The sequence below is a fragment of the Mucilaginibacter psychrotolerans genome (genome assembly GCF_004519315.1).
GTDB lineage: Bacteria > Bacteroidota > Bacteroidia > Sphingobacteriales > Sphingobacteriaceae > Mucilaginibacter > Mucilaginibacter psychrotolerans.
Map to the genome: position 1 here is coordinate 175,894 of NZ_SOZE01000003.1, position 21,357 is coordinate 197,250.

At 45.8% G+C, this 21,357-nt stretch carries 9 protein-coding genes; all 9 read right to left on the reverse strand.

The features are described from left to right. Positions 1-11: 11 nt before the first annotated feature. Positions 12-1,031 (reverse strand): DUF4097 family beta strand repeat-containing protein, encoded by a 1,020-nt coding sequence (locus tag E2R66_RS04740; RefSeq protein WP_133227184.1) that lies wholly within the window; start codon positions 1,029-1,031, stop codon positions 12-14. 169 nt (positions 1,032-1,200) lie between these two features. Continuing rightward, positions 1,201-3,591 (reverse strand): ABC transporter permease, encoded by a 2,391-nt coding sequence (locus E2R66_RS04745; RefSeq protein WP_133227186.1) that lies wholly within the window; start codon positions 3,589-3,591, stop codon positions 1,201-1,203. 267 nt (positions 3,592-3,858) lie between these two features. Next, a complete protein-coding gene (locus E2R66_RS04750) occupies positions 3,859-6,264 on the reverse strand; it encodes an ABC transporter permease (RefSeq protein ID WP_133227188.1) in 2,406 nt (801 codons plus the stop codon). A 122-nt stretch (positions 6,265-6,386) separates the two neighbouring features. Continuing rightward, on the reverse strand, positions 6,387-8,807 hold the full coding sequence (locus E2R66_RS04755; protein WP_133227190.1) for an ABC transporter permease: 2,421 nt from the start codon (positions 8,805-8,807) through the stop codon (positions 6,387-6,389). 68 nt (positions 8,808-8,875) lie between these two features. Continuing rightward, complete coding sequence (locus E2R66_RS04760) at positions 8,876-11,269, reverse strand: ABC transporter permease (protein WP_133227192.1); 2,394 nt, start codon at positions 11,267-11,269, stop codon at positions 8,876-8,878. Between the two features lie 154 nt (positions 11,270-11,423). Further along, entirely contained in the window at positions 11,424-13,778 is a 2,355-nt protein-coding gene (locus E2R66_RS04765) for an ABC transporter permease (RefSeq protein ID WP_133227194.1), read from the reverse strand. A 115-nt stretch (positions 13,779-13,893) separates the two neighbouring features. Next, a complete protein-coding gene (locus tag E2R66_RS04770; RefSeq protein ID WP_133227196.1) occupies positions 13,894-16,290 on the reverse strand; it encodes an ABC transporter permease in 2,397 nt (798 codons plus the stop codon). A gap of 119 nt (positions 16,291-16,409) precedes the next feature. Further along, the gene (locus tag E2R66_RS04775; protein WP_133227198.1) at positions 16,410-18,839 is read right to left on the reverse strand and encodes an ABC transporter permease; all 2,430 of its coding nucleotides are present in this window, start codon (positions 18,837-18,839) and stop codon (positions 16,410-16,412) included. Between the two features lie 90 nt (positions 18,840-18,929). After that, positions 18,930-21,287 carry an ABC transporter permease gene (locus tag E2R66_RS04780; protein ID WP_133227200.1) on the reverse strand — a complete coding sequence of 786 codons (2,358 nt, stop codon included), beginning with the start codon at positions 21,285-21,287 and terminating at the stop codon, positions 18,930-18,932. Positions 21,288-21,357: the final 70 nt, after the last annotated feature.

A 21,357-nucleotide genomic window follows, 5' to 3' on the forward strand; every position in this document is an offset into this window, starting at 1 on the left:
ATTTAGAAAACTTAGTAGCTTACATTAACGCTTCCGTCGCCGCGCACTTCAACGGACGAACCGCCACCGTTTACTTTGCCTACAACGTGCTCTTTATCTTTCTGGCCTTCGAATGTGCCTGTGCTGGCCATGCTAACCCGGTCACCGCGCACATCCAGATTATAACCTTGTTTGCCAGGTAACTGCAGGTCGATATGACCCGAGTCTCCATCTATTTTTACGTATTTATCAACCCGCGTCATCTGTACATGTATGCTGCCCGCGCTTGTTGTAGCGTTTACGCTGCCGGCTACAGCCATTAGATTCACGCTGCCGCCGCTGGTGCCTGCAATCAGTTCGCCATCTATATTGTTGCCGCTTACGCTGCCGCCGCTGGTTTCGGCTTTTACGTAGCCTTTAAGGTCCTGCAGTTTTAAAGATCCGCCGCTGGTTTCCAGTTTAAGGTGGCCCTGGCAGTTGCTTGCGGTAATGCTGCCGCCACTGGTTTGCAGGTCGATATCCTTGCTGGAGTTGGCCACGCTAATACTACCGCCGCTGGTTTCGCCTTTTATAAGGCCGGCAACACCGTTGATGCTCAGGCTACCACCGCTGGTTTCGAAATTTTGATTTCCGGTTAGATTAGCTATGCTAATGCTGCCACCGCTGGTATTAAGGTTGGTTGATGTTGCCTTGTTCACATACACCCTGAAGCCAATGCTGAGGCTTTTGCGCCAGTTGTTAATATTGTGTTTTTGTTTGGCTGTTGCGTGCAATTCACCGTCGTGAACGCTGATGTCCAGCGAGTAATCTTCTTCCAGGCGTTTTTTTATTTCGTCTTTGCTTAGGTCACGGTTGTTGTTGCCTGTGATATACACTTCTATACGTGGCTCTTCGCCGCCTTTTACAGAAATACTACCACCGCTGGTGTTAACAAACACGGTTTTTACATTATCTGCCACCAGAGATTTGGTGAGATAAGGCGTTTTGTAGTCCTGTGCAGAGGCCAGATAAGCCGGTGATGCCAGTAGCAAAAGGATGAGATATTTTTTCATAATGTTTAGTTTTAATAATAGATGGTTATTGACGTTAAATAGTTGCACGGAATTAGACAAAAGATTTTAAGAATCAAGAGTCAAGACTTAGAAATTTGCAGTGCTTTCTTGCTTCTTATTATCTTTTCTCTTGTTTCTTGTCGTCTTGATTCTTGCCTCTGCCTCCGCCCTATTCGCTCTTCAAACTCTTTATCGGGGTGGTTACAGCTGCTTTTATGGATTGTATGCTGATAGTTGCCAATGCTACCAGGCATGCGCCGCCGCCTGCCAATATGAAAACCCACCAGTTGATAGTTATCTTATATTCAAAATCCTGCAGCCAGCGGCTCATAGCAAAATACGCTATGGGGCAGGCTATTAGGGTAGCTACCAGCACCAGCTTCATCAGATCGGTGCTTAATAAGCTTACGATACTACCGACACTGGCACCCAGCACTTTGCGTATGCCTATCTCTTTGATGCGTTGCTCGGCAGTAAAAGTTACCAGGCCAAACAAGCCCAGGCAGGCTATGCTGATGGCGAGCACCGTAAATATTAGCAGTATGCTGCCTTGCTTTTGCTCGGTTTGATACTGAGCGGCAAAATTTTGATCAAGGAAATGGAACTCAGGCTTTTCTTCGATGTCGAAATCGGCGTAAACTTTGGCTATATACGCCAGCGAGGCTTTGATATTGTTTTTGCCCACGCGCACATACAGGTTATCTTTATCATTAGCATCGTGCGGCAAACTCATTACCAGCGGCAATATTTTATGCTGGAGCGAGTAAGTGTTGAAATCTTTCGCTATGCCTACTATGGTGCGCATGATGGGTTTGTGCTGGTCGTCTTCGCCCACTTGCACGCGTTTGCCGATTGCATTTTTCCAACCCAACCTGTTTACAAGCGTTTGGTTTACCACGATGCTCTCATTAACGTCGCTGGTTATGTCCTTAGAAAAATTACGGCCCTTATCCATTTTGATCTGCATGGCCGGGATAAACTCTTCATCGATAGTCAGCCTTTGTACGATGAAAGATTCGGACGCCGATTTTCCGTCGGGTGCGGTAGTAAAACTCCCGCTGTTAAGGTTATTGTTGCCAATAGGGTTGCCTGCAGTAGCTACGTCCTCTATATTGGGGTTCTGCATCAGCTGCTGCCTTAAGGCCTCTGTCTTTGCCCTCACCTGTTGGCTATGGATATGAAATGTAAGCGTTTGGGCCTTGTTAAAACCCAGATCTTTATTCATAGCGTAGCTCAGTTGCTGATAAATAATGCAGGAACCTACGATCATCACGATGGTAATGACGAACTGGAACACCACCAATGATTTGCGGAAGAAAATAGTTGCCATTTGGTTGCCCAACTGGCCCTTCATGGCATTGATGGTGCCGAAGCCCGAGAGGAACATGGCCGGGTAAATGCCGCTTAAAATACCGGTAAATAAAGAGAACCCGGCGAATATGGCAACCGTTTGAAAGGTACCAAATTGCATCAGCAATAGCGATTTACCCGATAGCTGGTTGAAATATGGCAGCGTAAACTGAATAATAGCCGCGGCGATAAGGGTGGCGATAAACGTTAGCAGGATAGATTCTGCAAAGAACATCGTGATCAGTTGCCCCCTATCGGATCCGATTACTTTACGCACGCCGATTTCTTTGATGCGGATAGAGGAGCGCGCGGTAGCCAGGTTTACGTAATTAATAACCGCTATGATAAGTATAAGTAATGCGGCGATGCTGAACACGTAGATGTAAACGATATTGCCATTGCTGCCCAATTCGTAACCTAAGTTAGAGTGCAGGTGAATGGAAGTAAGCGGCTGCAGTTCGAGGTTGAACTTCAATTCGCCCATCTGTTTTTTCAAATATTTTTTAAAGAAAGTACCACTTGCCGCTTCGATGGCATTTTTCCCCTCCGCATCTTTCAACAACACGTAGGTGTAAACGCTCGAATCGTCCCAGGCGCTGGTGAAGCCTTCGGGCAAAGCGCGCAGGGCTTTGAAAGTAAAGTGCGAATTAACAGGTACATCGGCAATAATGCCAGTAACAAAGGCTGGCTGACCTTCGATAGTAACCGTATTATTCATTGCCGATTCAGCATCGCCGAAGAGGGTTTTGGCCAAAGTTTCGGTAAGTACAATGCTTTGAGGTTTACTCAGCGCCGTTTCCGCATCGCCCTGTAGGAATTGATAGCTGAATACCTTAAAAATAGCAGCATCGGTAAATAGCATACCGCCCTCGTTAACAGTTTTATTTCCGACGGTAATCTTGCCGCCGCCCTCCGGGTCTATCCTGATGGCCTGCTCTACCTGCGCGAAATCTGATTTCAAAGCAGGTGCATAAGGAGCCGAGGTTATAGCAAAATCAAACTTACCGCCGCTCCAGGTAGCATGCTGCGTAACGCGGAAGATGCAGTTGGCTTTAGTGTTGTAGCGGTCGTAGCTCAACTCATCGGTTACGTACAAAGCAATCAGCCAGAATGCCGCGATACCAACGGCAAGACCAAATATATTGATGAACGAAAAAGCTTTGTGCTTCTTCAGATTCCTCCAGGCAATGGTAAAGTAATTCCTAAGCATAATGTGGTTGTTTGGTATAACTATAGTAAAAGATATACCAAACACACAAAACGCTGTTTATAAGTATGTTATGATATCATTGCAATTATACGCTGTACGCATGTGTTACAATGCAGTGTTCGGTAATGATACAGGTAGTAAGAGAAACAAGAGGTAAGAATCAAGAGCCAAGACCGCTAGCATCAAGAGTCAAGAAATAAGAAAATTGCCTTGGCTTTCGTTCTTATATCTTGACTCTTGACTCTTACATCTTGACTCTAACTCGAACTATTCGCTTCGCAAACTCTTCACCGGGTTGGCCATGGCGGCTTTTATGGCCTGAAAGCTGATGGTGACAAAGGCTATAGATACTGCAATGATGCCGGCCGTTGCGTATATCCACCAGGTCATATCTATGCGATAAGCAAAATCATTGAGCCATTTGCTCATCAGCCAGCCGGCAAGCGGAGCAGCAATTACCAATGCGCCTATTACCAGCAGGATAAAATCTTTAGACAATAGTGCAACCAGGCCTGATACGGTTGCACCCAACACCTTGCGAATGCCTATTTCTTTACCGCGCTGCTCGGCTGTAAAAGCCGCCAGCCCAAACAAGCCTAACGAAGATATGAGGATAGCCACGATAGCGAATACCGACATGAGGCCTGATGACTTGGTATCGTTTTTATACAACCTGTCGAATTCCTGATCAAGGAAAGTATATTCCAGCGGCTCGTTGTTAAAATACTGGCCCCAAACTGCCTGTATCTTTTTAATCGCGTCGGCTTGCTTGCCGGGTGCTATGCCAATTAAAAAAGTGTTTACATAATCCTGGTGGTTCTTGAATATTGCGGGAGCGATTTTTTCGTGCATGCTCTTGAAATTGAAATCCTTCACTACGCCTATAACCTGCCCCGTATCGCCGCGCGAAACGAAACGCTGGCCAACGTATGGCTTATGCAAATTCAGCTCCCTGGCGGCGGTTTCATTCAAAATGGCGTTGCGTTTATCGGCAAGGTTGCCCGGCATAAACCAGCGGCCCTCCAGTAAATTAACTTTTACAATTTTGGCGTAATCAGGGTCGATATTAAAAAAGGCAATAGATGGATCGAAATCTTTAGCCCTTCCGTCCCAATCAGTACCGCCCGATGAAAGATTTTGGTTGTCCTGTATAGAATGCGTACCCATGAGCGAGACTGCGTTAACGCCCGATTGCGATAATAAGGCCTGTTTAACGCTCCCGCACAATGCTTCACGTGCATCGCCTTTGTACTTATAAAACGTACTGATGGGCAGCGATATGGTAAGCACCTGCTCGCGTTTGTAACCCGGGTTTTGCGAATTGATAAACTTCAATTGCCGGTAAATAGTGATAACGCCGATGATGAGGAATATGGAAAAGGTAAACTGTACCACTACCAGGCCTTTACGCAGCGAGGTATCTTTAAGATGCAACACGCTGGTGCCCCTAAAAATACTCATGGGTTTAAAGGACGAAAGCAACAAGGCCGGGTAAATGCTATTCAGTATTACAGCCACCAGCAAAGTGCCCAGTAATATCAGCCCGATATAACCCGAGCCGAACGACAACACGAAGTTGCGCCCGGTAAACTGATTAAAAGCGGGCAAAGCCAACCAGATGATAACGATGGTAAGGATGAGCGAAAGCGAACTTACCAGGCCCGATTCGGCGATAAACTGCATAAACAATTGCAACCGTCCCGCCCCTACTATTTTTTTTACGCTTACTTCCTTAGCGCGTAGACTTGCGCGGGCCGTAGTAAGGTTTACATAATTGATGCAGGCGATAACCAACAGCAATATGCCAAGGGCAACAAAAACGTACACCACCTTTTTATCGCCATGCGCTAATTGCGAGTTTTGCAGATCGTCTTCGAAATGGAGCGCGGCCAGCGGAGTTAGCCCTATCTTCAGATTATCTTCCTTACGGTTTTTGTGCAGTATCTCTTTTATCTTTTGCGAAAGCGGTGCCAACTTAGCGCCGGGGTGCAATTTCACAAAAGTCATGTAGTTGAAGTTGCCCCAATCCAGGTCGTTATCCTTTTCGCTTTTATTACTTTGTTTGGCGGCTACGGGTATCAATACATCAAATGCAAAGCTGGAATTTGCCGGGTTATCTTTTACCACACCCTGCACCTGGTAGTCAACGGAATCTATCCGTATGGTTTTGCCAACAGCATCCTGTTTGTTGAAATATTTTTTTGCCTTGCTTTCGCTGAGGATAATGCTGAATGGATTGCGGACGAAAGCTTTGGAACCGCCGCTGATGAAATCGTATTTAAATACGTCGAACCAGTGATTGTCGACGTATGCCATAGCTTTTTCGGGGAAGAACTCGCCGTTCACGTTCAGGTAAACCGCACGGTAGGTATTCGGTGATATGCGGGCAACATCTTCCACCTCGGGCAATTCGCGCTTCATGGCATCACCCAAAATATAGGGCGAATTCTCCCATATCCACGTGCTGGTTTTGTCTACGGCCAGGTAGCTTTTTATCCGGTAGATATTTGCTTCCTCCGGCTGGTTGGTGTCGAAATTAAACTCATTCTGCACCCAAATAAAAATCAACACGGCGGCAGCCATGCCAACGGCGAGGCCGCTTATATTGATGATGCTGGTTGCCTTGTGGCTGCGCAGGTTGCGCCAGGCTGTTTTGAAGTAAATCTTATACATGATTACACTGATTTGTTTTTTGATTACACCGATTGATTAGTCCATAGTCGATAGTCCATAGTAACGCAGAGAATATTTGTCCCCCCCTTCACAGCATTGGACTATTGACTATGGTCTATCGACTACTCCGATCGTAAACTTTTCACCGGATTTGCCAGCGCGGCTTTTACCGATTGAAAGCTGATGGTTACGAACGCTACGATAAGCGCTACCACCCCTGCCATGGCTAATACCCACCAACTGATGTTGATGTGAAACTCGAAATCGAGCAGCCACTTGTCCATCGCATACCAGGCTATTGGCAATGCTATTACGGCGGCTACGATAACCAGTTTTAAAAAATCGCGCGATAATACGCCTACGATCTGTGGAACGGTGGCCCCCAATACTTTGCGCACGCCAATTTCTTTAACACGCTGCGTAATGGTGAATGCCGACAAGCCGAACAAGCCAAGGCATGCAATAAATATAGCAATGAACGAGAATACAGTAAACAAGCTGCCCTGCTGCTGCTCGCTATTGTAAAGCTTGCCGAAGCGTTCATCCAAAAAGGTATAATCGAAGGGGGTTTCCGGCAGGTATTTGTGCCATATTCCCTCCACAGTAGCAATGGATAGCTTTGGGTTAGCACCGCTTATTTTGATGGACATGCGGTAGTAATTGCCATTTTGCGCAGGCAACTGGAACAACAAAGGAATGATTTTTTGATGCAGGGACTCGAAGTGGAAATCTTTAACCACCCCTATTACTTTGCCTTTGGCACCACCGTAATTGAGGTTTTTACCAATGGCCTCATTGGCGGTCTTCCAGCCGAAGGCTTTTACAGCAGACTCGTTGATGATGGAATTATTGGTATCTGTAGGAAACGCTTCAGAGAAGTTACGGCCTGCCGCCATCTTCATGGTAAAAGCCGGTATAAAGCCGTAATCTGCCTGGATATATTTCAGGTCGAACTTTATAGGTTGTGCAGTGCTGCCATCCATTAACGATGCGCCCTGCATATCCAACAACCTGCCGGACGGAATGCGCGACGAACGGCCGATTTCGCTCACCAAACCCGTTTTTATCAAATCCTCCCTGAACGCGGCGTACTGTGGTGTTAAGCTACGCTCATAATTCATGGTGATGATATTATCCTTATTAAAGCCAAGCGCCTTATTTTGGATATACTGCAATTGCTGGAACACAACAGCCGTAGCTACAATCAGAATTATCGAGATCGAAAACTGAAGCACAACCAGCACCTGCCTGAATGAGATATTGCCGCTGCCCACCTTAAGCATCCCCTTTAATACTTTGGCAGGTATAAAGGACGACATGAACAAAGCCGGATATATACCGCTGATTAGGCCGATAACAAAAGGCAAGGCCAAAACAGGCAGCAATACCTTTAGCTGCAACAAGCTATTGATGGATAAACCGAGCCCCGACACCTGATTGATGAATGGTAGCGAAACTACAGTTAATGCAATAGCCAAAACCAAAGCAACATAGGTAATCAATACCGACTCACTCAAAAACTGGGAAATAATTTCGCTGCGTTGGGCACCAATCACCTTGCGTATACCAATTTCCTTGGCACGCAAAACCGAGCGCGCCGTGGCCAGGTTCATGTAGTTGATGCAGGCTATCAGAAGGATAAATAAAGCTATCGCCGAAAAGATATACACCCGTTTGATGTCGCCGTTCTGTTCTATCTCGTCGTCGAGATGCGAGCGCAGGTGTATGTCCGTCAGTTTTTGGAACTCAATTTTAGTTTGCAAATGCGTTTTTACCGTACCACCAAGGTTTACATATTTATCCAGAAACGCGGGCAATTGCGATTCGATTTGTGCAGTATTATAACCCTTAGGGAAGAGCAGGTACGTGTAGATAAAATTGCTTCCAAAGTTATCCACCAGGTTAAGATCACCATAAAAGCCATCTTTTAACGTATTGAATGAAATCAATATTTCGGGATGCATGTGGGCATTTGCAGGGAAAGGCTTAAAAATGCCTGTTACTTTAAACTCGTGCTTATTATCGTCCAGCCGCACAGTCTTGCCAATGGGTTCCTCTCTGCCGAAGTACTTCTTTGCGATATCCTCGGTGAGCATAACGCAATACGGGTCGGCTAAGGCGGTGCGTTTATTGCCCTTTGTAACTGACACATCAAAAACATCAAAGAAGTTTTCATCGGCTACAGCGGTGCCTTTTTCGTTGAACAGTTTTTCTTTATAATGTAAGGCGGTTGTACCACTAAAAACCACCCGTGTTACCCTTTTGATATCGGGGAATGCACTTTGCAGCAGCGTCCCAAACGGCGGCGCAACAGCACTTAGGTGCAGGCTCTCTACCCCGGGCTGCGAGTAGAAGGTGCGGGTTACGCGGTAGGTATCATCGGCATTGGCGTTATACTTATCATAACTGTTCTCGTTGATGATATAGGTTAAAATAAGCAGGCAGCAGGTAAGCCCCACCGTTAGGCCGAATATGTTGATGAACGAGATAAACTTGTGCCGGGTAATATTGCGCAGGGCGCTTCTTAAATAGTTTCTTATCATGGACCGCTGATTTTAATGATTAAATGATTCCGTTGACTGATTTCTTCTTGATTCTTATAGTCTGGCTTCTATTCGGAACGCAAACTCTTTACCGGGTTAGCAACCGCCGCTCTTAAGGCGTGATAGCTAATGGTTACTACCGCCGTAAATACTGCAATTACACCCGCCACTGCAAATACCCAAAATGGGATATCTATGCGATAGGCAAAATTCTGCAGCCAGTTGTGCATGGCCCACCAGGCTACAGGCGAGGCTATAACTGCGGATATTACCACAAGCTTTATAAAATCTATGGATAGCAACGAGGCTATGGTGCTGAGGCTTGCGCCTAATATCTTACGGATGCCGATTTCTTTGTTGCGCTGCTCTATGGTAAAAGCGGTAAGCCCAAACAGCCCCATGGTGGCCAGCACAACAGTGATGCAGGTGAAAATGCTGAAGATGGACGATAGCCTGTCCTCGGCTTTGTATTGCTCGTTAAAGGCATCATCCATAAAGGTGTAGCTGAACGGAGTACCGCCATCGTATTTTTTGTAGCTCCTCTGCATTTTATCCAGCAAGCTTGGCAAATTAGTGTTCGGTTTTATTTTGGCGAAAAGGCTACAGCCGAACATTGCCCAGTATTTGGTCGTATCTGGCGCTATAAAAAGCCCAAGGGGTTGAATAGTAGACTGCATCGAACTGAAATTAAAGTTCTTCAGCACGCCTGCTATCTCAAACTTTTGGTCGCCCGATTGGATGTAGGTACCCACAGGATTGGCTTTCAGGTGAAGCTTATCTATGGCTTCCTCATTAATCACTACTTTGTTTATGCCTGTGGTGCTTTCCTCTGTTATTGGTGGTATCTTCCACTCTAAATTAAGGGTTTTAATATAATGGTTATCAACAGATAAAGCAGCTAATGCTACGCTCTCCTCCTTGGTTTTACCATTGATAAAATTCATATCATAACCTTTAAACATGGCGTAGCGCGAGGTTGCCGTACTGGCTATGCCCGCCAGCGAGTTTATATCCTGTTTAAAAGCCGCATAGTTATTGCCGAAGCCGTTGCCAACCGGTATCATTACGATGTTTTCCCTATCCATGCCGGTATCTGCATGGCGGAAGTAATACAGTTGTCTATCTATGATGATGCCGCAGATGATCAAGCCAACCGATATGGCGAACTGCAGTGTAGTGAACACTTTACGCACGGCAACGCCACCGGTTTGTTTACTCATCTTACCTTTAAGCGTGACAATGGGCTTAAAAGCCGACAACACTAAAGACGGATAACTCCCTGCAATTAAAGCCGTTAAAGCAAACAACGATAGGAATAATCCAATCACCAATGGGCTGTATAAAAAGGAATTGTCAATCTGCAATTCCAGCGTGTTGGTAAACCATGGCTTAAAGGCGTAGCAAAGCACATAGCCTAAAATAAAGGAGAACAACGTAAATATACCCGACTCCACATAAAACTGCATGGCAATGGTTTTGCGGCTGGCGCCAGATACCTTGCGCACTCCAACCTCCTTAGCCCGTAACGTGGCGCGGGCGGTAGATAGGCTCATGTAGTTTACCAGTGCCAACAGCAGTATCAGCACAGCAACCAACGGGAAAATCTTTAAGTATTTAGTGTTAGACGAATCGTCGAAGTTGCTTTTGAGGTGCATATCTGCCAGCGGCGAAAGGCTGAATTTTATATCGTCGAAATTCTTATTGCTTTTGGCTAATTGCTCCAGCCCGCCTTTCACTTTGGCGGTATCCGTCGCGTCCTTCAGCGTAAGGTACACATCAAACGAGCCGGGGCCTACACCCTGGTCGCTGGTGTATTTTTTGCCTTCTTTCATAGCGATAAGACTTTGGCCCGAGGCGATGAAATTGTATTTGATAGATGAGTTAGAAGGGCTGTTCTCGGCCACTCCGGTAACCTGGTACGTATAAGTGCTATCAGTTTTTATCGTGATGGTTTTGCCAACGGGATTTTCGGTGCCGAAGTATTTATCGGCCATAGCTTGCGACAGCACTACCGAATATGGCCTGGTCAACACATCTTCCTTACTGCCGGATTTAAGCTTAAACGAAAAGAAATCGAAGAAATTAGCATCAGCGAACAGCAAATCCTGCTCAGTAAATTTTTGCTCGGGCGATGCCGGGTTGTTCACCACCAGCGGTTTAAAATACTTCATAGTACGCATATAGCCATCTACACCAGGCTGGCTTTGTTTGGCAATGGGGCCGGTAGCATAGCTCATATAAGCCATGTTCATTTGGTTGCCGCCTATCTTGAGGGTAGCGTGTATGCCGAAGGTTTTGTCGCCATTTTTGTGGAAACTATCGTAGCTCATCTCATGCGAAACGTACATCAGTATCGTCATGCAAACGGCAAGCCCAATAGCCAGGCCGCCTATATTGATGAGGCTGTACATTTTTTGCTTGGTAAGGTTGCGTAAGGCAATTTTGATGTAGTTCTTTAACATGATTACACTGATTTAACGTTGATTACACCGATTATTTTAAGCACCGATTTCACTGATTCACTCAGATTTTACCGATTATTTTTCTTTTTAGAGTTTAGATTTTAGGCTTTAGAATCTCCCTTATCTGCACATCTGAAATTTGCAAATCTGCACATCATTCGGAACGAAGACTCTTCACCGGGTTGGCCAGTGCGGCTTTCATGGTGTTGAGGCTCACTACCACCATAGTAAGCAGCAATATCAAAACCCCTACCGATGCAAACACCCAGGCGTTCACGTCAATATGGTAAGTGTATTTCTTCAGCCAGTTGCTCATGAGGTACCATGTTAAGGGTACTGCAATTACGAAGGCAACCGCAACCAGTTTCAAGAATTCGGTGGCAATCAGCATCAGCAGTTGCTGTACCGATGCGCCCATTACTTTGCGCACCCCTATCTCGCGAAAGCGTTTCTCTATGGTAAAAGATGCCAAGCCGGCCAAACCAATACAACAGATAAAGATGGCCAGCCCTGCAAAAATGTTGGTGATGCGGCTAATTAGTTCCTCTGTAAGAAATTTCTTGCCGAACTCCTGGTCCACAAACTGGTATTCGAAGATATTCTGCGGATTATATTTTTTGAAGATGGTTTCCATTGCCTTTACGCCCGCCTGCGGCTGCACGCCATTTTTAAGGCGCACGTTCACCATGCTCGAGCTTTTGCCATCGTAGTAGATCATCAGCGGCTCAACAGGGTCGTACGGCGATGCCATTACCACGTTATCTATAACACCCGCAACGGTGAATTTACGGCCATATTTCATCACCATCCCTATCGGATTCTTCAACTTCATGGCCACCACAGCGGCTTTATTCAACAACATTACCGAAGTGTCGCCCGGCGTATTATTAAAATCGCGTCCCTGCAATACTTTAATACCCAGTGTCTTGGTAAAATCCACATCGGCTTGCAGGCCAGAGAAAATGATATCGCCATTGGCTGCTTTGCCATCATAATCCGGCGAGCCCGATTTCCACCAAATCTCGGTAATGGGCGATGAGGTGCGCGTAGTAGATGCCACCAGGCCGGTATTCTCCAAATCCTGCTTCAGGGCTGCGTAATTCTTATCAATATCGCTTGATGAAGGTACCATGATGAGGTTATTGGGGTTGTAACCGATGCTCTTATCTTTAATGTGCTGTATTTGCTGGTAAACGATGATGGTAGCAGATATCAGCAGTATCGACATCACGAATTGCCCCACCACTAATATCCGGCGTGGCAACACTGCGCTTTTACCCGCCGCGAAAGTGCCTTTTAGCACCTTTACCGGGTTAAACGATGAAAGGTACAATGCAGGGTAGCTGCCTGCAACAACGCCGGTAAACAGGATGATGATAAGGGCTCCAATAAGGAAGAGCGGATCGATGATACTGAGGTGCAAGGATTTGCTCACGAGCAGGTTGAACGACGGCATCAATATAAAAACAAAGCCTACTGCCAGCACGAATGCAATGAGCGCCAATATGATAGATTCGAAGAAGAATTGCGTAAGCAGTTGCCTCCTATCAGAGCCCAATGTTTTGCGGATACCTACCTCTTTTGCACGTTTCTCCGACCGTGCGGTAGAAAGGTTCATGAAGTTTACGCAAGCAATCAGCAATATAATAATAGCAATAACGGTAAACATGCGCACGTATTCGATCATGCCGCCTACGTTCTTGCCTTCTTTGAACTCGCTGTACAGGTGCCACTTGTTCAGCGGGAAGGTCCAGTAGGTACTGATCTTATCGCCCGGCGAATGTAAATGCTTTACACCGTTTACAAACTTGTCTACCTTTGCCATATTGGCGTTTGGTATAGTTTGAATAAATACGGAGTGCGAAGAGTTGTTCCACTCCTTCATCCGGTTTTTATAAAACTCCGAAGTGTTATCGAAAGGCGCGATGAAATCGAACTTGAAGGTAGAGTTACCCGGAGGGTCGGCCAAAACGGCCATCACTTTGTAGTTTTCCAGGTTATCAACTTTTAAAACTTTATTTATCGGATCATCGTTGCCAAAAAATGCTTTGGCTGCCGACTCGGTAATAGCGATTGATCTCGGGTCTCCAAGCACGGAGGCAGGTTGACCTTTTATAAATTTGAAGCTAAAAATGTTAAAAAACTGTTCGCCCACCTGGTACGAATTCTTTTTAAGTTTTGTGTTATTATACTCAAATAAATGCGACTCCTGATGGGTGGTAACTACGGTACGCAACACCTGCGGATTACCACCTTCCAGCCCCTTCGCCAGCGGAAATGCCATGTTTGGGTCGGTAAAGATGGTCGGCTTAAAATCGCGCGTGGCCATTACCTGGTAAATATTATCGTGGTTCTGGTGGAACTTATCATAGGCTACCTCATCCTTCACCCATAAAAAGATGAAGATGGTGCAAATCATCCCGATGGTAAGCCCCAGGATGTTGGTGAGCGAGAACCCCTTGTTCCGGATAAGGTTCCGCCAGGCGATTTTGAAATAATTCTTTATCATGATTTTTTGCGATTACACCGATTTTATTTTGATTTCACCGATTAGGGCGATTTCACTGATTTTTTCTTGATTCCTGGCTCTTGACCTCTTGTCTCTAAACTCTACCCACTAGCCTCTATTCTCCATTTTTTAAACTCTTTACCGGGTTGGCTATCGCAGCTTTTACCGATTGTATGCTGATGGTTGCCAATGCTATCAAAGTAGCGCCGCCGCCGGCAAGCACGAATACTACCCAGGTGATGTTCACCTTGTAGGCAAAATCCTGCAGCCAGGCGTTCATGGCGTACCAACCAACCGGCACAGCAATAACGATGGCAATTACGATGAGCACCATAAACTCGGTAGCCAGCAGGCCGATGATTCGGCTTACGCTAGCGCCCAATACCTTACGGATACCTATTTCCCTGGTTTTTACCTGCGCCGAATAAGTAGCCAGGCCAAATAGCCCGAGGCAGGAGATAACGATAGCGATGGCCGAGAAAATATTAAACAAGGAGCCGGTGCGCTGGTCGTCGGTATATAATTTCTTAAAGCTGTCGTCGAGGAAGGTGTAGTTGAAAGGCACGTCGTTGTTGTATTGCTTCCATACAGCCAGCGCAGATGCAATGGCGCTTTGCGCACCGGCGCCGGTGGTTTTGATATAAACTTTCCAGCAATCATTAGGCTTGTATTGGAACACGGCGGGCTCTATCTTATGGTGTATTGTTGTGAAATGAAAATCTTTCACCACGCCAATGATGGTGCCGTTTACGGTTTGCACACGAAGGCGTTTGCCAATAGGGTTGGTGAGGCCCATCTCCTTCACAGCGGTTTCGTTAATGATAAAGTGCGACGAATCAGCCACTGCGCCGGTAAAGCCCGCGCCTTCTTTGATATTCATTTTAAAGAAACCAATCAGGTCCTTATCCGCGTACACCTGGTTGAACCACATGTTGGAGTTGGCTGGTTTGCCGTCCCAATCGTTATCGCCGGTAGAGCTGCCGCCCGTAATGATGTCGCGGCCGGCGCGGGTAACGCCCAATACGGCAGGGTTCTTTTGTAGTTCGTTCTTGATAACGTCATAATGCGGTATCATACCGTTGCGCATGCTGAAAGACAGTACGTTCTCTTTATCGTAGCCAAGGTTTTTCTCTCTGATGTACTTCAATTGCCCGCCGATAATCAGCGTACCAATGATAAGCACTATAGATACCGAAAATTGCAGTACCACCAACACCCGGCGGAAAGCGGCATTGCCTATACCTATGGTAACACGCCCCTTAAGCGCCTTCAGCGGTTCGAACGACGAGAGCAGTAAAGAAGGGTAAATGCTTGATGCTGTAAGCGTGCCCAGCAGTGTTAGACCGATACAGGCCCATATATTGTAATTGGATAAGCCAAGCGACAGTTCCTTGCCCGAAAACTGGTTATAATATGGCAACAGCACAAACATCAGTGCGAAGGCGAATATGGCTGCTATAGCAAACAGCAGCGTGGTTTCGGCCATAAACTGGATAAACAGCTGCAACTTACCCGCTCCTATTATTTTGCGCATGCTTACCTCTTTGGCGCGCAGCATACTGCGCGCAGTAGAAAGGTTAACGTAGTTGATGCAGGCAATAACCAAAATCATCAGCGCTACTATGCCGAATGTGCGCACGGTAGAAAAGCCGCCGTCGGTGCCATCGGCCTGGTACAGGTGCATTTTTAACAAGGGTTGCGTTAAGTATGGCACGGGGGCATCTTCTGGCTTGTTACGCTCGTGTATGGCCTGTAATTTCTTCTCTAAAGCAGTCACATCAACCTTAGTACCCGGCTTCAACAGCAGATAGGTTTGAAAACCGAACATGCTCCAGTCTGCATCTATGGATGAAATAAAGGTTTTGTTATCGTACGTCTTTTTGTTTTTGATATAAGCCAAATCGTTAAACCTCGACAAAGGCATCAATATGCGGTATTTAAAGCTGGAGTTTTCGGGGTAGTTGGGTATAACGCCCGTTACTTTTAACTGCTCGTCCTGCCCAAGGGTTACAACCTTGCCAATTGGATCTTCGGTGCCGAAGTATTTCGCTGCCATCTCTTCGGTGATTACAACGGAGTTATTATCCGGAAAAGGGTTGCGTTTATCTCCTTTTATCAGGTTAAAATCGAAAACCGTGAAATACGATGGATCCGCAAAAGCAAAATTATCCTCGTAGAAAACCTTATCCTTATAACGGAACGGCGCATTGCCCACAGGCATGATGCGCACGGCATCCTGCACCTGCGGTACCTCATTTTTGGCGAACGTTGCAACGGGTGCAATGATATTATTGAATATCTGCTTGCTGATACCCGTACCGCCAACGATGTCTATTTTGTAGATATTATCGGCTTTGGAGTTGAACTTATCGTAGCTCAATTCATCTTGCACCCAAAGCAGCATAAACATACCCACCACCAGGCCAACCGTAAGGCCGGCAACGTTAATAGAGGCGTAAAACTTGTTCCCCAGGATATTGCGCCAGGCTGTTTTTAAATAATTTCTTATCATGATTTTTTATGATTACACCGATTAACGCTGATTTCACCGATTGCACAGAATAGCTCTGATTAATCGCTTTTTTCCTTTTTAGAATTTAGATTTTAGGCTTTAGAATTTACTCTACCCTTTTATTCATTCTTCAAACTATCCACCGGGTTTGCCAGCGCCGCTTTTAGCGACTGGAAACTTACAGTGGCAACTGCAATTACGATGGCCGACAAGCCGGCTACTGCTACTACCCACCATTGCACCTCTATCCGGTAAACAAAATCTTGCAGCCACAGGTTCATGCAATACCAGGCCAAGGGCGAGGCAACCACAATGGATATCGCAACCAACTTTACAAAATCTTTGGAAAGCATGGCCACTATGGCACTTACATCTGCACCCAGCACCTTGCGTATGCCGATCTCTTTAGTGCGTTGCTCGGCTGCATAAGCCGCAAGGCCAAACAAGCCCAGGCAAGCTATGATGATAGCCAGCGTAGTGAATATGATAAAGATGGTGCCGACTTGCTGCTCGGAGCGGTACGACGCATCGAAATCCTGATCCATAAAGGAGAAATTCATTTGCACGGGCGAGAATGTTGCCCACTTGGATTTAATTTGCGACATCAGCGCAGGCAAATCTTTGGTGTTTACCCTCAGGCTAACCGCGCCGTTATTTTCGGCAAGCCGGATGATAACGGGTTCTATTTTCTCGTGCAGGGAGCTGAAGTGAAAATCCTTCATCACACCAATCACTTCGTATTTTTTTGTATTGGTTAACTCAACTTTCCCGCCGAGGGAGTTGTAGAGCGTTTGTCCGAAAGCGTTTTTGTAACCAAGGAATTCGGCGGCCGCCTCGTTGATGATTACAGCGCCCGAATCGCTCAGCCTGTCCTTAGAGAAGTTGCGGCCTTCGACCATTTTCATGCCCAGGGTAGGTATCCAATCGGCATCTACCTCCCAGCTTTGCGGGAAGATGGATTTTTTTTGATCGAGCGTAGCATCTTTAAAATAAATAGACGTACTTCTCCTGTTTACCGATACCGGCAAGAAACCCGTCATGGTGGCACTGGTGACACCTGGTAACTGCTTCAGCTCTTCCTTAAACGTTTTGGTTGATTGGTTAAGCTCATAAGCGTTCTGGATAACCAGCACCTGGTTACGATCGAAACCAAGGTTTATAGTCTGTATATAGTTGAGTTGATTTTTGATAACCAATGTGCCGATAATAAGGAATACAGATATCCCGAACTGGAAAACCACCAGAAAGCTACGTAGTCCTCCGCCTTTAAAACCTGCAGACAATTTGCCTTTCAACACATCGATAGGTTGGAATGCTGATAGAAAAAACGCCGGGTAAGAGCCAGCCAGCGAACCAACGACCAACACAATTAAGACTGATACAGGTATTAACCAAAACAGCGTTGCAGTGGTTATGGCTATATCTTTCCCGGCCAATTGGTTAAACAAAGGCAACACGGCTATTGCTGCCACCAAGGCGATAACGGTGGCAAAGAAAGTAATCATAATAGATTCTGAAAGGAACTGCGCAATGAGGTATTTGCGCGGCGAACCTAAAACCTTGCGCACCCCTACCTCGCGGGCGCGGTTTGATGAGCGCGCGGTAGAAAGGTTCATGAAATTTATGCAGGCTATCAGCAATATAAATATGGCTATAGCCGAAAATATATACACGTATTGCACGGTGCCGTTTACGCCCAGCTCGCCAATGCGTTTCGATTTCAGGTGGATATCCGTAAGCGAAGTAAGATTGAGGCGAAAGTAGCTGCCGCTCTTTTCAAAATCGGCGTAGCTCATGCCAATTTCGCTTTTCATTTGGTCGCCGCTCATTTTCAACAAAAAGCCATCCAAAGAGCCGGCAAGCTTTTTAGCATCCGTGGCATCCTTAAGCAATACATAAGTACTATAGTCGTTACGTAGCCAGGCGTTAGAACGGCTATCGGCCCAGGTAGACATTGATAAAAAGAAATCGAAGTTGAAGTGCGAGTTTTGGGGCACATCCTTTATTACCCCGGTAACCTTAAAATTCTGGTTGTCGTTAATAACCATCGTCTTGCCCACTACATCCGTTTTATCGAAATACCTTTTGGCGGTGCTCTCGGTTAATACTACCGAATTGGGTTCGGCAAGGGCAGTTTTAGCGTCGCCATTTATCATAGGCAGGGTAAACACGTTGAATAACGAAGGATCGGCAAAGGCCACCTTGTTTTCAATCATGTTCAAATCGCCTTTTTTAACATGCATGGTGTAGGCGTTTTTCAGGCGAACTGCATCCTCCACGTAGGGGAATTCCGCAACGATGGTTTTTGCCAGTGGCGGCATCACTACGGCGTAATCCTTGCGGTTTTCACCCAGTTTCAAATCGGCATTTACCCGGAATATGCGCTCGCTTTTGGTGTTATAACGGTCGTAGCTCAGTTCATCGGCCACGTAAAATACAATAAGCAGGCAGGCGCCTAAGCCAAGGGCCAGCCCTAATATATTTATAGCCGTAAAGCCCTTGTTTTTCAAGAGGCTACGGAATGCGGTTTTTATATAATTCCTGAACATGATTTTATGATTACACCGATTTCTTATTTTGATTACACCGATTGCACCGATTCTATCCTGATTCTTGGCTCTTTACTCTTGTCTCTTATTCTACTCGCTTCTCAAACTTTTCACGGGGTTTGCCAGCGCGGCTTTTATCGCCTGGAAGCTTACCGTTATAATTGAAATGATAACAGTTACTGCCGCAGCGGTTACAAATACCCATATGCTGATAGGCACCCGGTAGGTATATCCCTGCAGCCACGTGTACATACCCCACCAGGCCAACGGCGTAGCTATTAAAAATGCGATGCCAACCAGTTTTAAAAAATCTTTAGATAGCATAGAACTAACACCAAATACCGATGCGCCAAGCACTTTGCGAACGCCAATTTCTTTGATGCGGTTTTGCGCCATATACGTGGCCAGGCCAAATAAGCCCAAGCAGGAGATAAATATGGTTAGTCCTGCAAAAAGTGTAGCCAATGTACCTGTGCGTTGCTCGTCTTTAAATTTCAAGGCATACTCGTCATCCACAAAATGGTAGTCGAAAGGGTATTCGGAGTTGAATTTCTTGAACACCGCCTCGGCAAGTTGCAGGTTTTTTGCGGTAGTGTTTTTTTCATTGAGCTTATAATGGATAACAGCGAACCACGATTTTGGGCCTTGTATAATCATCGGCCTCACAGGCTCATAGGGCGACTGCAATATAAAATCTTTCACCACGCCCACTACAGTTAGTTTGGTACCGTTGTTGACTACTATTTGGCCGACTGGGTGCTTAAAGCCCATTATTTTTACCGATGCCTCGTTCAGCAAAACGGCAAGCGAATCTGAGGGGTACTTTTCAGCGTCGATATCCCGACCTTCTATAACCTTCAGACCCATTGTTTTGGTGAATGAGCCATCGGTGTTATACATATTGAAGTCTATTTTTGCGCCCTCCTGTTTACCCTGCCAGGTGTAATCCCAAGTGTCGCTCCACCCTTCGGTCATAGGCGCGCTGGTTTTGCTTACCGCAACAGCTGCGCCACTGGTTAACAATTCGTTGCGGATAAGCCTGTAATTTTTTTCAATGTTACCCGTCATGAAGGTGTACACCAGGTTGTTCTTTTTGTAGCCGGTATCACGGTTTTGCGCGTACTCTAATTGCTCTTTAATAATTATAGTCGAAATGATAAATACTATAGCACACATAAACTGCAACACAACCAAAATTTTGCGTGGAGAAAAAACGGCATTGGGCTCTTTAAAAGTCCCTTTTAATACTTTTACCGGGACAAATGAAGAAAGGTACAACGCTGGATAACTGCCGGATAAAACGCCTGTGAACAGTATAAATGACAATGATATCAGCCAGAATACGGGGCTGTCATAAGGAATAATTAAATGCTTATCCGTAAGATTATTGAAGCCCGAAAGGGATAGCTGAACGATGATAAGCGCCAATATGCCCGCGAAAAAAGCAATCATAATACTTTCGCCAAGGAACTGTGCAATAAGGCTGCCTTTTAATGCCCCAACAACTTTGCGAATGCCCACCTCTTTAGCGCGTTTCTCGCTTCGGGCGGTGCTCAGGTTCATGAAGTTGATACAGGCTATCAGCAATATAAGTCCTGCTATAATACTAAACAGCCTAATGGTTTCTATACGGCCACCCACTATTTTACCATTCTCAAACTTGGAGTACAAATGCCATTTGGTGGCAGGGTGCATAAATACATCAATATCTTTTATTTCAGAATTCTTGCGCGTAATGTCTTTTACCTGAGCATTGATGGCGGCTTCGGTTATGCCCGGTTTTAAGAGCGCCCAGGTCTGTACCGAATTGTTACCCCAGTTCTTCTCAACTTGTTTGTCTACTTTCTCCATATATGTCCATGGCATCAGGTATTCAAAATCAAACTGGGTGTTATTGGGCAGGTCTTTCATAATACCGGTTACGGTAAAATAATCAACGCTATCTATCTTAATGGTTTTGCCCATTACGTCCTCATCACCAAACAGCTTTTTAGCGGTTTTCTCGGTGAGGATAATATTTTTCATGTCGTTCAGCGCTGTTTTGGGGTTGCCCTTTATAAGCGGAAAACTGAACATCGTCAGGAAATCAGGATCGGTATAATTACCGGCCAGCGTAAGGTGCTTTTCGCCAAGCGTGAATAGGAAATTACATTTATTGGTGCGCGCCACTTGCTCTATCTGCGGGTAATCCTGCTTAAGCGCACTGCGCATAATTTTCGGTGTAGTGCCCCAACACCATAGTTTACCATCAAAAACCGAGCGGTTGTACATTTGGTAAAGGCGGTCTTTATCCTGATGGAACTGGTCGTAGCTTACCTCGTTTTGCACCCAAAACAAAATAAGGGCGGCACTAGCCATCCCAATTGCCAAACCGGCAATATTAATTGCAGTAAATCCCTTGTTTTTTAACAAGTTACGCCAGGTTATTTTCAGATAATTCTTTAGCATGATTACACCGATTAATTTATGATTTCACCGAAGAGGGCGATTTTCAACGATTTTATTTTACCGATTACAC

Bases quoted from the DNA above. Each gene is read 5' to 3' on its own strand.
- E2R66_RS04755 (WP_133227190.1), bottom strand. From the start codon at position 8,807: ATGATAAGAAACTATTTAAGAAGCGCCCTGCGCAATATTACCCGGCAC.
- E2R66_RS04740 (WP_133227184.1), bottom strand. From the start codon at position 1,031: ATGAAAAAATATCTCATCCTTTTGCTACTGGCATCACCGGCTTATCTG.
- E2R66_RS04770 (WP_133227196.1), bottom strand. From the start codon at position 16,290: ATGATAAGAAATTATTTAAAAACAGCCTGGCGCAATATCCTGGGGAAC.
- E2R66_RS04780 (WP_133227200.1), bottom strand. From the start codon at position 21,287: ATGCTAAAGAATTATCTGAAAATAACCTGGCGTAACTTGTTAAAAAAC.
- E2R66_RS04745 (WP_133227186.1), bottom strand. From the start codon at position 3,591: ATGCTTAGGAATTACTTTACCATTGCCTGGAGGAATCTGAAGAAGCAC.
- E2R66_RS04760 (WP_133227192.1), bottom strand. From the start codon at position 11,269: ATGTTAAAGAACTACATCAAAATTGCCTTACGCAACCTTACCAAGCAA.
- E2R66_RS04765 (WP_133227194.1), bottom strand. From the start codon at position 13,778: ATGATAAAGAATTATTTCAAAATCGCCTGGCGGAACCTTATCCGGAAC.
- E2R66_RS04750 (WP_133227188.1), bottom strand. From the start codon at position 6,264: ATGTATAAGATTTACTTCAAAACAGCCTGGCGCAACCTGCGCAGCCAC.
- E2R66_RS04775 (WP_133227198.1), bottom strand. From the start codon at position 18,839: ATGTTCAGGAATTATATAAAAACCGCATTCCGTAGCCTCTTGAAAAAC.